The organism is Bartonella sp. AC70YNML (genome assembly GCF_042196545.1).
Lineage (GTDB): Bacteria > Pseudomonadota > Alphaproteobacteria > Rhizobiales > Rhizobiaceae > Bartonella.
The window spans coordinates 23,284-43,741 of sequence record NZ_JBHIQK010000005.1 but is presented as its reverse complement, the minus strand read 5'-3'; the positions used below and the strand labels follow the sequence as shown (position 1 = coordinate 43,741).

The 20,458-nt window shown below is 35.5% G+C and carries 12 protein-coding genes; 1 reads left to right on the top strand and 11 read right to left on the bottom strand.

Going from position 1 to position 20,458, the window contains the following annotated elements:
* Window positions 1-59 precede the first annotated feature (59 nt).
* Both ACFIMU_RS04965 and ACFIMU_RS04960 read right to left on the bottom strand, forming a co-directional pair.
* Entirely contained in the window at window positions 60-2,525 is a 2,466-nt protein-coding gene (locus tag ACFIMU_RS04965; RefSeq protein WP_375606851.1) for a penicillin-binding protein 1A, read from the bottom strand.
* A 170-nt stretch (window positions 2,526-2,695) separates the two neighbouring features.
* Window positions 2,696-3,925, bottom strand: a complete 1,230-nt coding sequence (locus ACFIMU_RS04960) for an N-acetylmuramoyl-L-alanine amidase (protein WP_375606850.1) — start codon at window positions 3,923-3,925, stop codon at window positions 2,696-2,698.
* Window positions 3,926-4,531: 606 nt separating this feature from the next.
* On the opposite strand from ACFIMU_RS04960, the gene ACFIMU_RS04955 reads away from it, so the two are divergent.
* Complete coding sequence (locus ACFIMU_RS04955; RefSeq protein WP_375606849.1) at window positions 4,532-7,162, top strand: Rne/Rng family ribonuclease; 2,631 nt, start codon at window positions 4,532-4,534, stop codon at window positions 7,160-7,162.
* A gap of 89 nt (window positions 7,163-7,251) precedes the next feature.
* Here ACFIMU_RS04955 and ACFIMU_RS04950 read toward each other — a convergent pair whose 3' ends face one another.
* The 9 genes from ACFIMU_RS04950 to ACFIMU_RS04910 all read right to left on the bottom strand — a co-directional run bounded on the left by ACFIMU_RS04950 (window position 7,252) and on the right by ACFIMU_RS04910 (window position 20,455).
* Window positions 7,252-7,863, bottom strand: coding sequence for an invasion associated locus B family protein (locus tag ACFIMU_RS04950; protein WP_375610352.1), 612 nt, complete (start codon window positions 7,861-7,863; stop codon window positions 7,252-7,254).
* 1,610 nt (window positions 7,864-9,473) lie between these two features.
* Entirely contained in the window at window positions 9,474-10,313 is an 840-nt protein-coding gene (locus ACFIMU_RS04945; RefSeq protein WP_375606847.1) for a hypothetical protein, read from the bottom strand.
* A 264-nt stretch (window positions 10,314-10,577) separates the two neighbouring features.
* A complete protein-coding gene (gene mfd / locus ACFIMU_RS04940; RefSeq protein ID WP_375696866.1) occupies window positions 10,578-14,078 on the bottom strand; it encodes a transcription-repair coupling factor in 3,501 nt (1,166 codons plus the stop codon).
* A 5-nt stretch (window positions 14,079-14,083) separates the two neighbouring features.
* Window positions 14,084-14,371, bottom strand: coding sequence for a succinate dehydrogenase assembly factor 2 (locus ACFIMU_RS04935; RefSeq protein ID WP_375606845.1), 288 nt, complete (start codon window positions 14,369-14,371; stop codon window positions 14,084-14,086).
* A gap of 65 nt (window positions 14,372-14,436) precedes the next feature.
* Window positions 14,437-15,117: an ABC transporter ATP-binding protein gene (locus ACFIMU_RS04930; RefSeq protein ID WP_375606844.1), complete on the bottom strand. Its 681-nt coding sequence runs from the start codon at window positions 15,115-15,117 to the stop codon at window positions 14,437-14,439.
* Window positions 15,117-16,385 carry a lipoprotein-releasing ABC transporter permease subunit gene (locus ACFIMU_RS04925; protein ID WP_375614586.1) on the bottom strand — a complete coding sequence of 423 codons (1,269 nt, stop codon included), beginning with the start codon at window positions 16,383-16,385 and terminating at the stop codon, window positions 15,117-15,119. Before ACFIMU_RS04925 ends, ACFIMU_RS04930 begins: the two co-directional genes overlap by 1 nt.
* Before the next feature lie 11 nt (window positions 16,386-16,396).
* Window positions 16,397-17,722 (bottom strand): proline--tRNA ligase, encoded by a 1,326-nt coding sequence (proS, locus tag ACFIMU_RS04920; RefSeq protein WP_375606842.1) that lies wholly within the window; start codon window positions 17,720-17,722, stop codon window positions 16,397-16,399.
* 200 nt (window positions 17,723-17,922) lie between these two features.
* Window positions 17,923-19,599 carry a ribonuclease J gene (locus tag ACFIMU_RS04915; protein WP_375606841.1) on the bottom strand — a complete coding sequence of 559 codons (1,677 nt, stop codon included), beginning with the start codon at window positions 19,597-19,599 and terminating at the stop codon, window positions 17,923-17,925.
* Window positions 19,600-19,648: 49 nt separating this feature from the next.
* Window positions 19,649-20,455 (bottom strand): biotin--[acetyl-CoA-carboxylase] ligase, encoded by an 807-nt coding sequence (locus ACFIMU_RS04910; protein ID WP_375615195.1) that lies wholly within the window; start codon window positions 20,453-20,455, stop codon window positions 19,649-19,651.
* Window positions 20,456-20,458 lie beyond the last annotated feature (3 nt).

Below are 20,458 nucleotides of genomic sequence, written 5' to 3'. Positions count from 1 at the left end.
GGAACCGACATTGTAAAAAATAGATAAAAACCATAACTCATGGCAAAAAAATTTATCGATTAATACAGCCCACCCGTCCCACTTTCAAGAGCTTTATTGACTTGTGGAGAAGTGGTTACTGCAGGAACACCTTCTTGAAAAGAATTCGTACTCCCAATGACTTGATAGATATCAGCAGGACCAGTCCCTGGTTTAAATGCTTCTATAATGACATCTTGATCTCCTCTTTCGGCAAGCATTCCTGTTTTTCGATTAATTGGCATTAAAATCATACCCTTTGGCATCTTAAAGGGAACATCTGGCTTCCCTTTAAGAGCATCTACCATAAAATCACCAAAAATAGGTGCAGCTAATGAACTTCCTGTTCCATTATATCCTAACGGAGCTGGTTGATCATAACCGACAAAAATACCAACGACAATGTCAGGAGTAAATCCCATAAACCAGACATCCTTAGAGTCATTGGTTGTTCCTGTTTTAGCGGCAATATGTCGATTAAGATAACGTAAACGTGCCGCAGTACCACGCTGAACAACCCCTTCCATCATCGATGTAATTTGATAAGCCGTCATAGGGTCAAGAACTTGATCTCGCTCATCAATCAATGTGGGCTCACTTTGATTATTCCATGAATTCGTATTACAATTTTCGCAAATACGATCATCATGACGATAAATTGTCTTCCCATAACGATCTTGAATTCTGTCTATCAGAGAAGGTTTAATAGAGCGTCCGCCATTGGCAATAACGGAATAAGCTGTAACCATCCGTAATACTGTTGTTTCACCAGCCCCTAAAGCCATGGGAAGATAAGGCTGCAATTTATCTACCACCCCAAAACGTTCTGCATATTCAGCGACAAGAGGCATTCCCATATCATTGGCAAGCCGTATTGTCATAAGATTACGAGAATGCTCAATACCGTAACGCAACGTTGAAGGTCCTGCAAAGGTACCACCATAATTTTTGGGTTGCCAAACTTCACCATTATATTGACGAACTTCTATGGGGCCATCTAAAACAACGGATGCTGGTGTATATCCGTTATCAAGAGCTGCTGCATAAACAAAAGGCTTAAAAGCAGACCCCGGTTGGCGGTAAGCTTGGGTTGCACGATTGAATTCAGATTCGGCAAAAGAAAATCCTCCCACCATAGCAAGAACACGCCCTGTATGAGGTTCCATAGCAACAATTGCACCTTCAACCTTTGGAATTTGTTGTAAACGATAAGTGTTGTTTGTATTGGATAGTTTTTCAACAAAAATGACATCCCCAACTTGCAGAACATGAGATAAGTTCTGAACAGTTTTTCGATAACCATTTTCTTTTACAACATGGAGAGCCCATTTTGAATCAGCTTCAGATAAAACAGCAATTTCCCGTTTTTGGGATAATATACCTGAAGCTTCGTGCTGTGGCTGTAAACCAATCTCTACTTTGTTGGGATTAGTAGAAAGAACAACAGCTAAACGCCATTCAGGAACATCACTTAGCCCTGTGATATTTGCAAGTTCTGTCCCCCAATCACCTTTCTCATCAATATGCGCATAAGCTCCACGCCATCCTTGCGCATGATCAAATCTAATTAATCCATTGTGCAAAGCACGTCGTGCAATAAGTTGTAAATGCGGATCAAGCGTTGTACGAATGGAAAGCCCACCTTCATAAAGTGTTTTAGCCCCATAGCGATGTATTAAACGACGCCGCACTTCTTCAGTAAAATAATCAGCCGCAAAAACATAGCTATCACTCCCACGTATTGTCGCTCCTAAAGGTTTAGCTTTCGCTTTTTCACCTTGTTCACGCGTTACATATCCATTTGCAATCATACGGTCTATAACCCAATTACGCCGTTCAATAGCACGTTGTGTATTCTTAAATGGATCATAATTTGCTGGTCCTTTTGGAAGAGCAGCCAAATAAGCACATTGTTCTAACGTCAGATCATTAACGGATTTATTAAAATAAGTCAAAGAAGCTGCTGCTATACCATAAGTGCCACGACCCAGATAAATTTCATTGAGGTAAAGCTCGAGAATATGATCTTTTGAATAAGTTTTCTCAATACGCATTGCTAAAATAGCTTCCTTAAATTTACGTTCTAACGTTGTTTCTGAACTTAAAAGGAAGTTTTTAGCGACTTGTTGCGTTATAGTTGATGCACCCTCTGGACGTCTTCCAGAACCAATATTACGAATATTATTGATCAAAGCGCGAGAAAGCCCTTCGGGATCTAAACCAAAATGATGATAAAAATTCTTGTCTTCAGCCGAAACAAAAGCATCTATAACAAGCTTTGGTATTGATTGAATCGGCAAATAAAGACGGTGTTTTGTTGCAAACTCTGCCATAAGACGACCATCAGAAGCATGGACGCGGGTCATTACTGGCGGCTCATAAAGTGAAAGAACTTCATAATCAGGAAGCGCATTTGCTTGACCACTGGTCATAACACCCCACATTATTGCACCACAAAGTCCAATAGCAACAAAAAAACGAAGAAGATATCTTAAAAAAATCATCATAAAAACGGCTATCGCTTTCTTAAGAATTAATCAAAGAAAAAATACGTTATACTTCAAACACACCAAGTGGATAACACCACAAGATTGAGATCAAGAGAAATTGTTTTCTATCTTTTATTTATACTAGGGTACACTAGAAGCCCCTATTGATACTCTATTTTCTCACAAATTTAAAGAGGCTGTATCATTTTCTGCCTATAATCAGCAAATTGACGAATAGAATGAGCAATAGAGGCTGCCATTTGTTTTCTCCAATGAGGATCATTTAATAACTTTTCGTCCTCTTTATTGGATAAATAACCTATCTCTATCAAGACTGAGGGTATATCTGAAGCTCTTAAAACTTGAAAATTAGCGTACCGATGTGGGTTATTAATCAAGTTAATATGATTCTTTGATAAACTTGAAATAACACTATTTGCAAAATTAACCGAAAATGTATGTGTTTCACGTCGTGTAAGATCCATCAAAATATCTGTAACTTCGAGCGTTTCATCTGCAGGCAAACCATCAAGCAAATCAACTTTATTTTCATTTTCAGCTAAAGATTTTGCAATGGCATCAGAGGCTTTGTCTGATATGGTATACACTGTGGCACCGCGAAGAGAATGTAGATCAATCGTATCCGCGTGAATAGATATAAAAAGATCAGCATCAAACTCTTGCGCTTTTTTAACTCTTTCACTTAGTCTTAAAAAAATATTGGAATCTCGTGTTAAAGCAACGGTAATATGAGAATCCTTTTGTAATTCGTCTCGCAATGCACGCGCAAAGTCTAAAGTCACATCTTTTTCTAAAATTCCAGTAACACCCCGTGCACCACCATCAATACCACCATGACCAGGATCAAGAACAACACGGAAATTATATGCTGGCATTAACTGTGTTTTTGTATCAAAATTGCTTCTTTGCTGTTTTTTTAATATCTCATCAAATTTTTCTTGTGTACTTTTACGAATATCAATCAGCAACTGCCATAAACCATTATTTAATTTTTTTACGACATTTTTTTCAACCACAAAAGCCGTTTTACTTGTCAAAATAATGCGTGAAGTCTGTATGTCAGAGAAAGCATAACGCACATCTGAAAGCATAACGGATAATGTATTCCGTTTCTTTAAAGGCGTATTTTGCATCGAAAAGTCAATTGTAGGTAAATTGATAACCAAACGTGCGGGCCTGTCCAAAATCTGTAAACGAACATTTGGTTTTGAATTAAAAACCGCAATAATACGCGTATGAACACTATCACCAATGGTTCGAAAATTAATAAGTCTCAGAGGATCTGCGGCTTGAACACTAGTTTGGAGTAGCAAAAAAGATAATAAAAAGTATGTGACGAGCACAATAACATCCCCATAAGCTGTTTTCAGCTTTTTGGTAAAAAAAACTTTTATCATAAGCAAAATACTCTACATTACCTTTGTAATAATTTATCTTGGTTACATAAAACGATACACCAATTTATCTCTATTTTTCAATAAAAGCTAAATAAACACCTCAAAATGGAATTAAGGTCATAAAGATATTATAATTATACATGATTTACATTGTTACTTGCCAAATTTACATTGTTACTTGCCAAACGCATGATATCAACATAAAAGAATATTTATGCTTCCTAGCTGATAATAGTCATCTAAATTATCTACAACTCATATTAAGTTGTCTTTAGGGGTTTTTTGTCTATTATGCGTTGAGACTTTTTTATGGATGAAAAATTTCTATGTTGTAACATTAGGATTGCATTACTTAAGATTCGTTGGTTCGGATATCCGAACTGTTTTAAAGATTATTTTACCGGAGACTTTTAAGAAATATGAGTCATAAAAAACAGATGGAAATAATGATGAGAAATGGTGTAAATGCAGTCATGCCTTTGCACGTGGTGTTCCGTCCTGTTTTTCTGGTACCTCCCTTTTATGGCAGACAGCCTTTTATGTTTACGAATAGTTATAGCATTCGTTTGAATAAAATTGTGCATGTCGCCTTCAGGATATTAACTTATGTCAAACAAAATGCTTATAGATGCCTCCCATCCGGAGGAAACACGTGTTGTTGTTGTTCACGGCAACAAAATTGAAGAACTTGATTTTGAATCAGAACATAGAAAACAGCTCAAGGGGAATATTTATCTCGCACGTATTACGCGTGTAGAACCGTCTCTCCAAGCAGCTTTTGTTGAATATGGTGGAAACCGACATGGTTTTTTAACATTTTCTGAAATTCATCCTGATTATTATCAAATTCCTATTGCTGATCGCCTTGCTCTTCTTGAAGAAGAAGAAAAAGAAGCTGTAGGAGAAAATTCTATAGATACCTTTACGGAAGAAGCAACTAAAAATAAAAAACGCTCCAGAAGAACAAAAAAAAGTGAAAAAAACAATGTTATAGCAGCCGATATTGAAAATGATATCACATCTGAAGCGACAATAATTGATAATACAGAAGAAGCATTAAATGCCAATATCTCTTACGATGAGATTGAAATGGTCGGTGCTGAGGACATCCGTGAAGAGCTCCCGATTTATCAAAGAAAACAAGGGCGCCAGTATAAAATTCAAGAAGTCATTAAACGACGTCAAATTTTGTTGGTACAAGTTATCAAAGAAGAGCGTGGTAATAAAGGTGCTGCCCTTACAACATATCTATCTCTAGCTGGTCGTTACTCTGTTCTAATGCCCAACACAGCACGTGGTGGTGGTATTTCACGAAAAATTACGAACGTACAAGACCGTAAGCGTCTTAAAGAAATCGTAAAAGAATTAGCCGTTCCAAAAGGTATGGGAGTTATCTTACGAACCGCTGGTGCCAATAGAACAAAAGCTGAAATTAAACGTGATTATGAATATCTTATGCGGTTATGGGATACTATTCGCACTTTGACACTCGAGTCAACGGCGCCATGCCTTGTCCATGAAGAAAGCAATCTCATCAAGCGTTCTATACGAGATCTTTACAATAAGAACATTAGTGAAATTCTTGTATCTGGAGACCAAGGATATCGTGAAGCGAAAGACTTTATGCGTATGCTCATGCCAAGTCATGCAAAAGTTGTGCAACCTTACCGTGATCCTACGCCCATTTTTGCAAGAAATAATATTGAAATTCAACTTGATAAAATGTTGCAACCACAAGTTTCTTTAAAATCTGGTGGTTATCTTGTTATTAATCAAACAGAAGCACTTGTTGCTATTGACGTAAATTCTGGCCGCTCTACAAAAGAATTCTCTGTCGAAAAGACAGCCTTACAAACTAACCTTGAAGCTGCTGAAGAAGTCGCGCGTCAATTACGCTTGCGTGACCTTGCTGGTTTAATTGTGATTGATTTTATCGATATGCTTGAAGAACGTAATGTGAAGCTTGTCGAAAAAAAATTAAAAGATTGTTTAAAAAACGATCGTGCTCGTATTCAAGTTGGTCATATTTCACACTTCGGCCTTTTAGAAATGAGTCGTCAACGTATTCGCATATCGGTTTTAGAAAGTACGACACAGCCATGCCCACATTGCGCAGGAACAGGAACTATACGTTCTGAATCATCAATTGCGTTACATGTCATGCGCTCAATTGAAGAATATCTTCTTCATAATTCGCAACATAATATTATCGTGCGCACTCCCGTAGCAACTGCGCTTTATGTATTAAATCATAAACGCAATATTCTTGTTAATTTAGAAGCTCGCTTTAAACTTAATATTAGTATTGAAGCAGATGATAGTATTGGAACACAACATCTTGTTATTTCTAAAGGCTCAATAGCAGAGAGAATTTCTCAATCTTCATTGGAAGGTGACAATAAGCAAGAAATTGAAGATTCTGTTTTCATAAAGAGTGAATCTATTGAAAATCCATCTCCCATTGAAACAAACCAAAAGCGTCGGCGCAAAAATCGTCACGGTGAAATTACTGATCATTCTCTCTCCAACGTTCATAAAAAAGAAGATACCTTGAATGATGATTCTTATCATCGAGGACGTCGTCGAGGACGTCGTGGTGGTCGACGCAATCAAGATAATAGTTTTCATCAGATTCGCGTTCCTTATGCAGAACCAGTGGGAGATTTTGCTAAGCAAGCTTTAGCAGAAATTAAAGCAGCGCATCGCAAACGTCGTGTTTCATCTGCTAAATCTTTTGAACTTGAAGAAACAAAAAATAATACACAAGCTCTAGGTATACAACAACAGAGTGAATCTGAAAAAAATGATACAAGTATTAAACCTAAAAAACGTAAAACACGTTCTTCAAAAGTAATAGAAAATCAACTTTCTTTAGAGAATGATCAAAATATTGCAGAACAAAAATCTCTTGAAGAAAAACCTACAACCAGTTCGGTGCGTAAAACTAAAACAAAAAAAGCAGACAAATCTATTCATGAGGTAGAAGATAAAGCTCTTGAAAAGAGTAAAAAATCAACACGTGGAACACGTAAAAAATCATCTTCTAAAGAGACAACGCAAGTACAAAAAATATTAGAGCAAGAAACTGTAATCGAGATGGAGGAAATTATCGAAACCTCTCCTTCCCAAATTGAAGAAACAATTAATCAACCCGTTGTTATTTCATCAACGCCTAATGATTCTTCCAAAACTGAACGTATTGGTTGGTGGAAACGCAGAATTCTTTCGAAAAATTAAGGATTTTAAAAAACCGCCACAGAAAACTGTGGCGGTTCAAATAAACAATTATAGAAAACGTTTTGACCAAATTTTATGGTGTGGTTTTATTACTTTTGTTTTGCTTTTTCTTGCTCAGCACGCATACGCTCTTCAATTTCTTTTTGTTTTGATTGAATAGCTTGCTGCAGCTTTATTTGTTCTTGTTGAAAATCTTTTTCTTCCATACCAGGACCGGTATAGGCTGCTGTAAATCCATTCAGAGAAAATTCAATAGGATTAGCTGAACCACGGAAATTAACTGTGGTTACAACCATTTTTGTACCACTTTTCATAGCTGCTATAAGCTTATCATCTAAAACATCATTGGCAATACAACTTGGTCCATTACAAATCACATAAGGGATTTTTTTAGAGAAATCATCACCAATTTTAATATGAACACCTTCTGGCAAGAAACGACCTGTCGGCACTTGAATGCCTATACGTTTTTCATTTTGCTTCCCTTTTATTTCAACAAGATTAAAAGCCGTTAAAGGTTGTCCCGTATTCGATAATACAGTATTCATTGTATTACAAATATCAACATCATGCTGCTTACTGCAAACTTTGTACCAACCTTGTGATAAAGTTTGCGCATTTGCAGAAATACCAGCTATAAGAAAAAGGGCAGCGGCTCCAACTAATACTGAAACAGCAGAATAAACATTTTTATGCGACATGATTAAGTTAATCCTTTCAACGCGCTTTTAAGTAACTTCAAAAAAATATTAAATATAATTCCAACTTAATTTATTAACTTATAATGAAATAACAATTAATTTTACTATTTTTACTTCAATATAAAAAAAAAAGTCAAATTTAGAGAAAAAATACGACGAGCCATTCTAATTTTATACACTCATATCATTTCCCCTCTTCATCACATTGGTATTTGATGCAATCTATCCATAAAACACCTCTGTGCATTTAAACTAAGATTACACAAACGAATCAATATTGCAATATTAATTAAAATAAACTCTAATACTACTCTAAAAAACTTACTAATTAAACTTTTTACATTTATTACTCTTCGTGTTAAGCTCATAGAACCTTAGAAACAGGTGTTGCAATGCATGAAGCTCCAAAATATCAGATAAATTTTACTGTTTTCCTTATGTGCCTTGTATGATACACAAAAACAAAATCATCTATGATATTATTGAAACATTTGATGAATTAAACCACTGATTGTCTAAAATTTCTGCCCTTGTTTACAAAACAATGGTGATACGCTTTTGTAATAAAAAATTTTATATTCTATAGCGTTTAACTAAACAGTTTAGTTTAAAAATACGCTACTAAAGAAGCGCTTTTTCTTAATTAAACAACACATTTTCTTAGAGAAAAAATCTATGACTACTGAAAATATTTTATTTATAATAAACTTCCTTAAAATATAATAACATATTAATTTATAATAATAATTTATCTTTTTTCTATATTGTGTGAAAGATCCTAATAGCGCGAATCTCTCTTATTATTGAATCAATAAAATTTCTCCACTTGTACATCATAAGCGGAATTAGTTTTATAGATAAAACTACTAAACAAAAGAATAAAAATACCCCCTATGAATTATCTTACGTGCCCAAAGCCATAATAAATTTATGCTCATATATTAAACACCCATTATTGCACCTCTGTACAAATATCATCTCTCAGCTTTACAACGTGAATAAAAATATAGCTTTTATCAATTTATTTTAAGTTATTTCTCAAATAAAAGAAGCTGCTAAATTGTAAATTCTTTTCATCTTTCACAACATCAAAGATATAAATCGTTAATAATTTAAGTTTTTAAAAAAATGAATTCAAAATATCATTTTGTTTCCGTATATAACACAACTTAGAGCTATAAATATTTCTCTTATCGTATTAATGAAACAAGATTTATGATATGAGATGTATCGTCATTAAAATAATTAATCAGATAAAAATAAAAAACTACAAACACAAAAAATTATGCATAAAAAGAAAACATAAAAAAGATATATGAGTTTATTATTTAATATATATTAAATATTATATGATAATAACAATATATTATATACATAAAATTACTTTATTATAAATTAATATTAAAAACAAAAAATTAAAATATATTTTACTAACATATTTTAAATATTATTTATTATATAATCTTAATTTATCTGTATTTATATGAGAAAATTTTTAATTGGATATTCTTATGGCATTATTTTTTATGAATTTTCTAAATTATACTGTTAAGAAAAATTAAGTATTTTTCTATTTTGAATATAATTCAACATAAATCAAACAATACTTTTTAATTGAATAATTCTTTAACATGAGAACGCATACGATCTATAATATTCTTTTTCTTGTTTGGCAGCATTATATTATGTACTTCTTTAATGGTTCTACAAAGCTCAGGTGCATTTTTAACAAACCAATTATCTTTTGTAAGACTATTTTTTATATCGTCAAATATTTGTTTTTCATAACTATAAGAGCCATCTGTTAGTAATTCTTTAATATCCCTGACTAAACTAGGACTTATTGAATTATTTGCGCCTTTAGCCCAACTAAAATCTTTATCTTTCCAATCAAAATCTTTGCGCAAAATAGCACCTATATCACTCTGCAATATATCCGCTAACGTGTTGCAAGCAATAATAAACATGAGATAATTTTTCATTATCTCATCATCACCTCCACTTTTCTCATTCATTCCCCATTCATTAAATATTTGAGTTTTTTTTAAATAATCTTTTGCTTTAATCAACTTTTCTTCATACTCCCCTACTTCGTACTCTCTCGCTATATGTATTCTAAAGATAATTTTTTGTTTTTTTTCAGCTAGATCCTGTAATTTCGAACCAAGATTATAATATTCATTCTTCAGAGTTTTCAGTTTTTTGTATAGCTTATTCCGTTCCTGCAAACGCTCATAGTACTCTGCTTTAGAAATATTTTTTTCCCAAATGTTCAAATGAGACATACTTTCTTCAATAAATTGTATGCTCTCTTTAATATTCTTTCTTTTGTTTTTTAAATGTTGGTATTGTTCATCAGAAGATAACTCAGCGTGAGCGTTTTTTACGCCATATATCAAAGTGAGTAATAAAAAAACGATAGTTAGACACTTTTGTAATGAAGAAAGCATGTTATCTTTACCAAATTTTTTCTTTCTAAAAAATTTACAAAAGCTTATTAGCTTATTATATGATAAGTGCTATTTATTGGGGTTAAACAATCTAATCTATTTTCTTAATTATATCAATACGTGTATAATAAAAACCAAATAAATATATAAATGGTTCTTTATTATAAACTTAAATTTTATTCTTATATAAAATCAATAAATAATTGTTTTTATATAAGAATTTTATAAAAATAAGTAATAGTTCTGAAATAATAAAGATATTTTTTAAACAGAATGTTGTTCTGCCATTTCGACAAGCTGTGTCATAATATTCGCTGCTCCAACAAGCCTTTCATCCGCTGTGGACCAATCACGAATAAGAGCGATACTTTGATCTGGACGAATTTTTGCCATCGAACCTTGTTTTCCAACCCACTGAACAAGAGCAACACTATTTGCGAAATAGTTATTACGAAACTGTATAACAATCCCCTTTGGTCCTGTATCTAATTTCTCTACATGCGCTTTTCGACACAATGTTTTGATATAAAAGACTTTAAGAAGGTGTTGAACCTCAATGGGTAAAGGACCAAAGCGATCAATTAACTCCGCTGCAAATTCATCAATTTGTTCTAAATCATCAAGTTCTGTTAAACGACGATAAAGTCCCATACGTAATGATAAGTCAGGCACGAAACTTTCTGGTATCATCACTGTTGTACCAAGAGAAATTTGAGGAGACCATTGCTTATCTTCATTTAGCTCTCCATCTTTTAATTCAGCAATAGCTTCTTCAAGCATTTTTTGATAGAGTTCAAATCCAACTTCTTTGATATGCCCCGATTGCTCTTCACCTAAAAAATTGCCTGAACCGCGGATATCCATGTCATGGCTTGCCAATTGAAAACCAGCCCCTAAGGTGTCAAGAGATTGTAAAACTTTAAGACGGCGATCGGCAGCAGCTGTTAAGACTTTACCAGCAGGAAATGTAAAGAGAGCATAAGCACGTTGTTTTGAACGCCCTACCCTACCACGTAACTGATAAAGGGCAGAAAGGCCAAACATCTCAGCACGATGCACAATTAGAGTATTGGCTGTTGGAATATCAAGCCCCGATTCAATAATGGTTGTTGAGAGTAGCACATCATATTGCCCATCATAAAATGCATTCATGATATCATCAAGTTGTCCAGCCGGCATTTGTCCATGAGCCACAACGAATTTCAGTTCTGGCACATGTGTTTTGAGATATTCTTCTACAAAAGCCAGATCAGAAATACGAGGACAAACATAGAAACTTTGTCCACCACGATAATATTCTCGAAGCAGGGTCTCTCGTATAACAAGTGCATCAAATGGTGAAATAAAAGTACGAACCGCCATTCTATCAATGGGGGGGGTTGTTATCAATGAAAGTTCACGTACACCCGATAAAGCTAACCCTAAAGTGCGTGGTATGGGAGTTGCTGAAAGTGTGAGAACATGAATATCACTTTTAAGCTCTTTTAAACGCTCTTTGTGTTTGACACCAAAATGCTGTTCCTCATCAATGATAAGAAGGCCTAACCGTAAAAAATTAACTGCACCACTTAATAATGCATGGGTTCCAATGACAATATCGATTGTACCATCTGAAACACCTTTTTTTACTCGTGCAAGTTCTTTCGCTTTTACAAGCCTCGAAGCATGTCCAATTTTAACTGGTAATCCTTGAAAACGCGAAATAAATGTTTTGTAATGTTGACGTGAAAGCAAAGTTGTTGGTACAACAACCGCAACCTGATATCCATTTAATGCTGCAACAAAAGCACTTCGAATGGCTACTTCAGTTTTTCCAAAACCAACATCACCGCATATCAAGCGATCCATCGGCTTGCCTGAGGCTAGATCATCCAGAACAGCATCAATTGCATTCATTTGATCTTCCGTTTCTTCATAGGGAAAGCAAGCAACAAACTCATCAAATGGTCCAATTGGTGGAAGTAAAGCAGGCGCAGCACGAGTCATACGCTCTGCAGCTATACGGATTAATTGCCCTGCCATTTCCAATAAATGTTTTTTAAGCCGCGCTTTACGTGCTTGCCAAGCAACACCCCCTAATTTATCTAAAGTTACCTCTGTTCCTTCTGAGCCATAACGTGAGAGAAGCTCAATATTTTCAACAGGTAAAAAGAGGAGATCTCCTCCAGCATATTTAATTTCAAGGCAATCTCGTAAAATTCCAGTGGTTGTGATGGTTTTAAGACCAACAAATTGGCCAATACCATGGTCGATATGCACAACAATATCACCAGAATTTAAAGCAGAAATTTCAGAAATAAAATTTGTATTATTCTTACGCCGCTTTGGTGATCTGATGAAGCGATCACCTAGGATATCCTGCTCTGCTATAATAGCTAAATCTTCAGCCTCAAAACCATGTTCTATCATGATAACAGCTGCTAATATATGATCTCGTGGTGTTGCTTTGACAGTTTGCAAGGATTTTACAACATCTATTTTTTTCAATCCATGCTCATCAAGAACTTGTATCAAACGATTGAGAGACCCTTCACTCCAACACGCTAAAAGTACTTTTTTGCCAGCAGTGCGTAAAGAGGCGATATGATCAATAACATTTGAAAAAACATTTTTTTCTTGCGCATTACGCTCTTTTACAAAATCATATCCCTGTTTAACATTGGTGTGAATAACTGTTTGTTCCAAACTTTGTGGAATATTAAAAGGTGAAAAATCAATACGCTGTGAAGATTGTTGCACACATTCCAAAACACGCTCTGGCGTTAAATAAAGAAGACTAGGGTCTATTGGATGATAAGAAGTAGAAATTTCTTTATCATTTTCGCGCTCTTTACGCGCATTATAATAGTCTTCAATAAGGCGATAGCGCTCAATGAAAACTTCTTCTATAAGATGCTCAAAAACAAGCGGTAGGTTGCCACAATGGTCAAAAAAAGTGTCAAGGTTTTCATAAAAAAAAGGAAGCCAATGTTCCATACCGGCAAAACGCCGTCCTTGAGCAATTGCTTCATAAAGCATGTTATTTTTTTGTGATACACCAAATGTACGGGTATAATTGCTTTTAAATCGGCTGATTCGTTCTGGTGTAAGAACAACCTCACTCATTGCCTGTAATAAAAGTTCAGTTTTTTGACGTGTTGTCCTTTGACTTTCTGGATCAAATACGCGGATACTTTCTAGGGTATCTCCAAAAAAATCAAGGCGTAAAGGTTCAACATCCATCGGAGAAAAGATATCAAGTATTCCTCCTCTTACAGCAAACTCACCAACATCACGGACAACTGTAACGCGTTCAAAACCATTGGTTTCTAGGAATTGAATAAGATTTCCCATGTTATTGCGTTGGCCAACACATGCGTGAATAAGCTGAGCTTCTATCATTTCACGAGGAGGCAACTTTTGCATAATTGCATTTGCTGTTGTTAATATAATTGCAGGATGTGGATCTTTCCGTAAATTTGCTATGTGTGCCAATGTTGATAGTCGACGTGCCATAACAGCAATTCCTGGTGACACACGATCATAAGGCAAACAATCCCATGCAGGAAATTGAAGTACGGGTAAATTGGGTTCAATAAAATTTAAAACTTGTTGTAAATGCGCAATTTTTGTTCCGTCACGGATAACATAGATGAGCGGTTTACCTTGTGCAATTTCTGAACTTAATTTAGCAAGCGCAAAGGCTTCAAATCCATCAGTAACGCCATCTAAAATCATACGAACAGAATTATTTTTGGGAACAACAATTTTTTTAAATATAGGCATCGGGATTAATAACTTAAGCAAGTACGATAATTGGCAATATCACGGAAAAGTGGACTATCAACTTCAGAGGGGGGCAAAATTTCTCCAGTAATCCATGTGAGTAAATCACGATCATCAAAAGACATAATATACTCAAGCTCAGAGAGCGTTTTATCATTCATCTCAATGATATGAGCATCAACATAATGTCCAAAAATGAGATCCATTTCACGAATACCGCGATGCCATGCACGAAAAATCAATCGACGACGACGAGCATCTAATTGATTTTTGTCAACGGCAAAAACTGTCATAAAAAATCTCCTTGAATAAAGTAATATAAACTATTCAATTATTCGTATAAATTTTATACATTGCTTTAAGGAAGTTCTATAATTTTTTGTTCTTTAAGTGTAATTCGACGATGCATTTGCTTAGCCAAAGCGTAATTATGTGTTGCAATAAGAGCAGAAAGACCAGACTGACGAACAAGGATAGATAAAGCTTGAAAGACATAAGCTGAAGTTACTGGATCAAGATTTCCTGTAGGTTCATCAGCCAAAAGAACCGAAGGGCCATTTGCTACTGCACGTGCAATAGCAACACGTTGTTGTTCTCCTCCCGATAACTCTGAGGGACGATGGTTAGCACGATGAGAAATACGCAGATACGTTAATAATTTTCGCGCACGATCTTCTGCTATGGATTTTTTTAATCCTGCTATCATTTGCGGTATCATGACATTTTCTAACGCCGTAAACTCTGGAAGTAAATGATGAAATTGATAAACAAAACCAATATCATTTCGTCTTATAGCTGTTCGCTCACTATCAGAACGCTTTGCACAAGAAACACCCCGTAACATCACATCACCAGCGGTTGGTTTTTCTAATAATCCAGCAATATGAAGAAGTGTTGATTTTCCAGCACCAGATGGTGCAACAAGTGCGACAAGCTCTCCACGATTAAGAATAAAATTCGCTTTATCTAAAACAATGAGCGGCTTATGCCCCTCGAAAAAGCGTCTTTCAATCTCTACAAGCTCTAAAATAGCTGTCATTATTCATACCTCAAAGCTTGTACGGGATCTAGCTTAGCAGCTCGCCATGCCGGAATGAGAGCAGCAAGAAACGACAAAAATAAAGCCATCATAGCAACCAAGACGGTCTGTCTCCACTCAATTTGTGCAGGCAATTTTGTTAAAAAATAAAGTTGAGGATTAAAAACGTCAACATTAAATAACCAAGATATAAAATCTTGTATATGATTAATATTCGCGGTCGCGATAACACCTAAAACTAACCCCAATATCGTTCCAATAAAACCAATCATCATTCCTGTAATGATAAATATACGCAAAATCGCACTCTGTTGCGCCCCCATCGTGCGTAAAATTGCAATATCATGACTTTTATCTTTTACAAGCATAATCAGCCCTGAAATAATATTTAAAGCAGCAACAAGAACGATCAGAGAAAGAATAAAAAACATAACATTTCGTTCAATTTGTAAAGCTGAAAAAAAAGCCTGATTGCGTGTACGCCAATCAATTAAATAAACCTGTTGATCAACTGCTTTTTCTACAACGGGTTTTATTTGATCAACTGCATCAGGATTATTTAGAAATAACTCTAAAGACTGAACCTTATCTCCTAAATTAAAAAACATTTGTGCTTCATGAAGAGGCATAAAGATAAATATTGAATCATATTCAGACATACCAACTTCAAAAATAGCAACGACTTTATAAGCTTTCACGCGCGGAGTAACGCCAAAAGGAGTCTCATCACCATCTGGAGTAATAATACGAATATCTCTTCCAACTGTCAGTCCTAATTTTTCTGCTAAGCCACTTCCAATTGCAACACCTTCTTGTTGATCAAACCGAGAAATCGATCCTAATTTAATGTTTTGAGAGACTGTTTTAAGCTTTTCTAGATCTTGTTTGCGCATACCACGAACTAACGCGCCAGAGCCACCTTGAACTTCACCTTGAACAAGCGCTTGACCTTCAATAACAGGTAAAGCAAACTTCACACCGTTTGTAGTTTCTAAAGAAGAAATAAGAGTCTTATAATCAGAAAAACCAGAATCAACTGTTTGAACAATAAGATGTCCATTCATACCAAGAATACGATTGAGAAGTTCTGTACGAAAGCCATTCATCACCGCCATAACAACAACCAGAGCAAATACGCCCAACATAATCCCAATAAGAGAAATAATTGAAATAACAGAGGCAACGACATGTTTTTTATTCGGAATCATATAACGAAAAGCGATCATCCACTCATAAGATGAAAAGCATTTGTTTTTCAGCCTCTTCATAATATTTCCTATTAAATTATAGAAAGTTGGCTGAGTACATCTTCAACCTTTAGAGATTTTTTTACACCTGTTTTGCGATCTTTAATTTCAACTTCATTTTGTGCAATGCTGTTAGGACCAACAATGATTTGCGTTGGCAAACCAATCAAATCCATTGTTGCAAATTTTGATCCAGGACGTTCATTTCTATCATCTAATAACGGATCAAAACCAACCTTCTTTAATCCCTGATAGAGAAACTCACATGCCTGTGTGCATTTTTCATCATCGGGCTTCATATTGATAATCCCAAAATCGAACGGTGCCATCGACTTTGGCCAAATAATACCATTTTCATCATGAGAAGCCTCAATAGCGGCCGCAACAAGACGCGAAGGCCCAATACCATAAGATCCCATAGAGACCACATGCTCTTTTCCATCTTGTCCCATAACTTTTGCTCCCATTGGAGCGGAATATTTAGTACCAAAGTGGAAAATATGCCCAACCTCAATACCACGCGCTGAAAGACGATTATTCTCAGAAATTTTAGCCCATTCCTCTTCCTCATGCATTTCTTCCGTTGCTGCATAAAAAGATGTCCATTGCTTAACAATATCATCTAAAACAGCTTTATCACTGAAATCGATTGAACTATGGGGAACGGTAAGTTCAAGAAATTGTCTATCACAGAAGATAGCGCTCTCTCCCGTTTCAGCCAAAATGATAAATTCATGACTGAGCTCCCCCCCAATGGGACCTGTGTCAGCACGCATGGGAATTGCTTTTAAACCAAGACGAAAAAAAGTGCGTAAATAAGCAACAAACATACGGTTATAAGATGTTTTAGAACCTTCATAATCAAGATCAAAAGAATAAGCATCTTTCATTAAAAATTCTCGTGCCCGCATCACACCAAAACGTGGACGAATTTCATCACGAAATTTCCATTGAATATGATACAAATTAAGCGGAAGATCTTTATAAGAACGAACATAAGAGCGAAAAATATCTGTTACCATCTCTTCATTGGTTGGACCATAAAGTAAATCACGTTTTTGACGATCTTTAATGCGGAGCATTTCCAAACCATAATCATCATAGCGACCGCTTTCACGCCAAAGATCAGCAGATTGAATTGTAGGCATCAATACTTCTATTGCACCAGCGCGTTCTTGCTCCTCACGAATAATTTTACAAACTTTATCAAGCACTTTTTTTCCCAAAGGAAGCCAAGAATAAATTCCTGATGTTTGCTGTCGAATCATCCCAGCACGCAACATAAAACGATGAGAAACAATTTCTGCTTCTTTAGGATTCTCTTTTAACAGGGGAAGGAAATATTGAGAAAGACGCATTGAAATAATTAACTCCTAATCAGATCTACCATATTGAAACAATTTAACACACCCTCCATTCATCTATAGCCGCATTCTGAATACTTGCAAATATAACGATCTTATTGTTTCAAAATTTATTGTGCTCTATTCTCTATTTTTCTTATTTAGCAATAAAATAAAAATGCTTTTCTCTTTAAATAACGTAATAGGAAAATTCTTTATTTTGACCGATGCAAAAAAACTGTACAGATAGGTTTTTTTTGCCAAATCTCATGAACAGCTGCTCTTACTGCACGTCGTGTTGCCTCTCGAATAAGTTCATTATTGTTCCGTTTTAGCCGTGGGATGTTATAAACTGTATTTTCTACAATATCTAAAAGAATATCTTTCAAACTCTCCCCTTTTCCATTATTTTCAGGTAACCCGAATGTTGATAGACCGATATCCCCCAATAATTCATACTTATTATTTATATGGAGAGAAATAGTAACATGACCAGCATAACTGAGTTTGCGGCGTTCACGAATCCCTAATTCATCTTCATCCCCAATTAGGCAACCATCCTTATAGATACGTCCAACAGGAACTTGATCAACAACTTTTACAGGCTTTGGTGCGAGACGTAACATATAGCCATTTCTGATATCCATAACAGTTTGAATACCTGCTTGACGGGCTAAAGTTGCGTGAGTCTTAAGATGCATTGCTTCCCCATGTACAGGAACAAGTATCTGTGGCTTTATCCAATCATACATCTGTAAAAGTTCTGAACGACGGGGATGACCTGAAACATGAACAAGAGCATCTTCATTCGTAATAATTTCAATACCCAAATCAATGAAACGATTTTGTACCTCAAGAATAGATTTTTCGTTTCCTGGAATACTTCGTGATGAATAAATAACGGTATCACCAGCGGAGAGTGCAATATTCCTCATTCCATCACGTGAAAGTTTAGCCAAAGCAGCACACGGCTCACCTTGGCTTCCTGTGACGATTAAAACAAGATCTTTTCGCGGGATGTAACCATAATCATCTTCTGTTACAAATGGCGCTAAACCATTCATATAACCAAGCTCTTGTGCAACCATAATACTTCGCTTAAGGGAACGCCCAATGACAAGTACCTTACGCCCAGAAGCTTCAGCGGCAAGAGCAATAGAACGTATCCGACCAATATTAGAAGCAAAAGTTGCTATCGCAACGCGCCCTTTAGCTTTCAAAATAATTTCAGAAAGACTGGTTTGAACCTGCTGCTCTGATGGAGATATACCATCCCGACACGCATTTGTGGAATCACAAAGTAATGCTAAAACACCTTTTTTGCCTAAAGCACGAAATCTTTTTTCATCGGTTACAGCCCCGAGTGAAGGGGTATGATCGATTTTCCAATCACCAGTATGAATCACAGTCCCCAAAGAGGTTGTAATTGCTAAAGAGACAGCTTCTGGTATTGAATGGTTAACGGCTATAGCCTCTACAGCAAAGGAACCTACCTGAAAACAATCACCAGCTTGAAAAATATTGAGTGAAATTTTTTGAGATTCAAAATCTGCTTGCCTTTTACTTTCCAATAATCCTGCCGTAAAAGGCGTACAGTAAATTGGAACCTGTAACTTTGGCCATAAATCAAGAACGGCCCCATAATGATCTTCATGAGCATGTGTTAAAACAAGACCATGAATATTGTGTTTTTCACTTTCTAGAAAACGAATATCAGGCAAAACAAGATCTGCTCCCGGTAATTCAGGTCCAGCAAAACTAACTCCCATATCAACAAGCAACCATTCACGAAAATTTTCAGGACCAAATCCATAAGCAGCGAGATTCATCCCTATTTCACCTACTCCTCCTAAAGGTAAAAAAACAAATTCATTCTCGTTGGCCGCAACCATAAACATCTCCTAAATCATTAAGATAATCTGATGATGAAATAAAACTTTATCAATTAATACGATTTGCATGAGCAGAAGCAGCTGAACCAAAATGAACATCCCCAGCTGTTATAATGGCTGTTTGACCATTATTTTGTTTTATGATGCAGTTAAAATCACTATCAAGACCATCAAAAATACCTTCGATGACTTTTTCATCATTGATTATTTTGACATGTTGCCCAAGATGAGCAGAGTATAAAAGCCACTTTTCGCGAATTATATTGCGTCCTCCTGATTGTTTCCAAAGGAGATAGTTTTTAGAAAAAAACTCCGTCAGAACCGTAAATAACTGTTCTGCTTCAATATGCAAACCAATATTCTTTAAACTTGAAGTGGGATAGAGTGCGTTTTCATAATTATATTTCACATTTATTCCAATACCAATAACCAATGCATATTGTTGTGATGGCAATTTTAAAATCTCGAGCAAAATTCCAGAGCTTTTCACACCTCTGAGCAAAATATCGTTTGGCCATTTTAAGCTCACAATATTGTTTGTTTGCTTTTCATCTTTTATAAATTGTTTTATTGCCTCTGCTACACTTACTCCAGCAACAAAACCAAGTTGAGCAGCAGTTTGATGCACAATATCCTCAATTAACAAAAGACTAGAATAAAGGTTCCCTTTAGGACTAGACCAAGTTCTCCCTCTTCTCGCTCTTCCCTGTAATTGTTCTTGTGCAACAATCCAAAGATTACCTTGATGACCAGTTTGCGCTTTTCGTTGCGCAATGAGATTTGTTGAATCAATACTATCGTACGCTTCAACAGTGTATCCCTGTTTTTGTGCAAAATCTGATAAAGTATAAACCATATT

Coding starts and splice junctions, on each gene's coding strand:
- ACFIMU_RS04965 (WP_375606851.1), bottom strand. CDS start 2,525: ATGATGATTTTTTTAAGATATCTTCTTCGTTTTTTTGTTGCTATTGGA.
- ACFIMU_RS04960 (WP_375606850.1), bottom strand. CDS start 3,925: ATGATAAAAGTTTTTTTTACCAAAAAGCTGAAAACAGCTTATGGGGAT.
- ACFIMU_RS04955 (WP_375606849.1), top strand. CDS start 4,532: ATGTCAAACAAAATGCTTATAGATGCCTCCCATCCGGAGGAAACACGT.
- ACFIMU_RS04950 (WP_375610352.1), bottom strand. CDS start 7,863: ATGTCGCATAAAAATGTTTATTCTGCTGTTTCAGTATTAGTTGGAGCC.
- ACFIMU_RS04945 (WP_375606847.1), bottom strand. CDS start 10,313: ATGCTTTCTTCATTACAAAAGTGTCTAACTATCGTTTTTTTATTACTC.
- mfd (WP_375696866.1), bottom strand. CDS start 14,078: ATGCCTATATTTAAAAAAATTGTTGTTCCCAAAAATAATTCTGTTCGT.
- ACFIMU_RS04935 (WP_375606845.1), bottom strand. CDS start 14,371: ATGACAGTTTTTGCCGTTGACAAAAATCAATTAGATGCTCGTCGTCGT.
- ACFIMU_RS04930 (WP_375606844.1), bottom strand. CDS start 15,117: ATGACAGCTATTTTAGAGCTTGTAGAGATTGAAAGACGCTTTTTCGAG.
- ACFIMU_RS04925 (WP_375614586.1), bottom strand. CDS start 16,385: ATGAAGAGGCTGAAAAACAAATGCTTTTCATCTTATGAGTGGATGATC.
- proS (WP_375606842.1), bottom strand. CDS start 17,722: ATGCGTCTTTCTCAATATTTCCTTCCCCTGTTAAAAGAGAATCCTAAA.
- ACFIMU_RS04915 (WP_375606841.1), bottom strand. CDS start 19,599: ATGGTTGCGGCCAACGAGAATGAATTTGTTTTTTTACCTTTAGGAGGA.
- ACFIMU_RS04910 (WP_375615195.1), bottom strand. CDS start 20,455: ATGGTTTATACTTTATCAGATTTTGCACAAAAACAGGGATACACTGTT.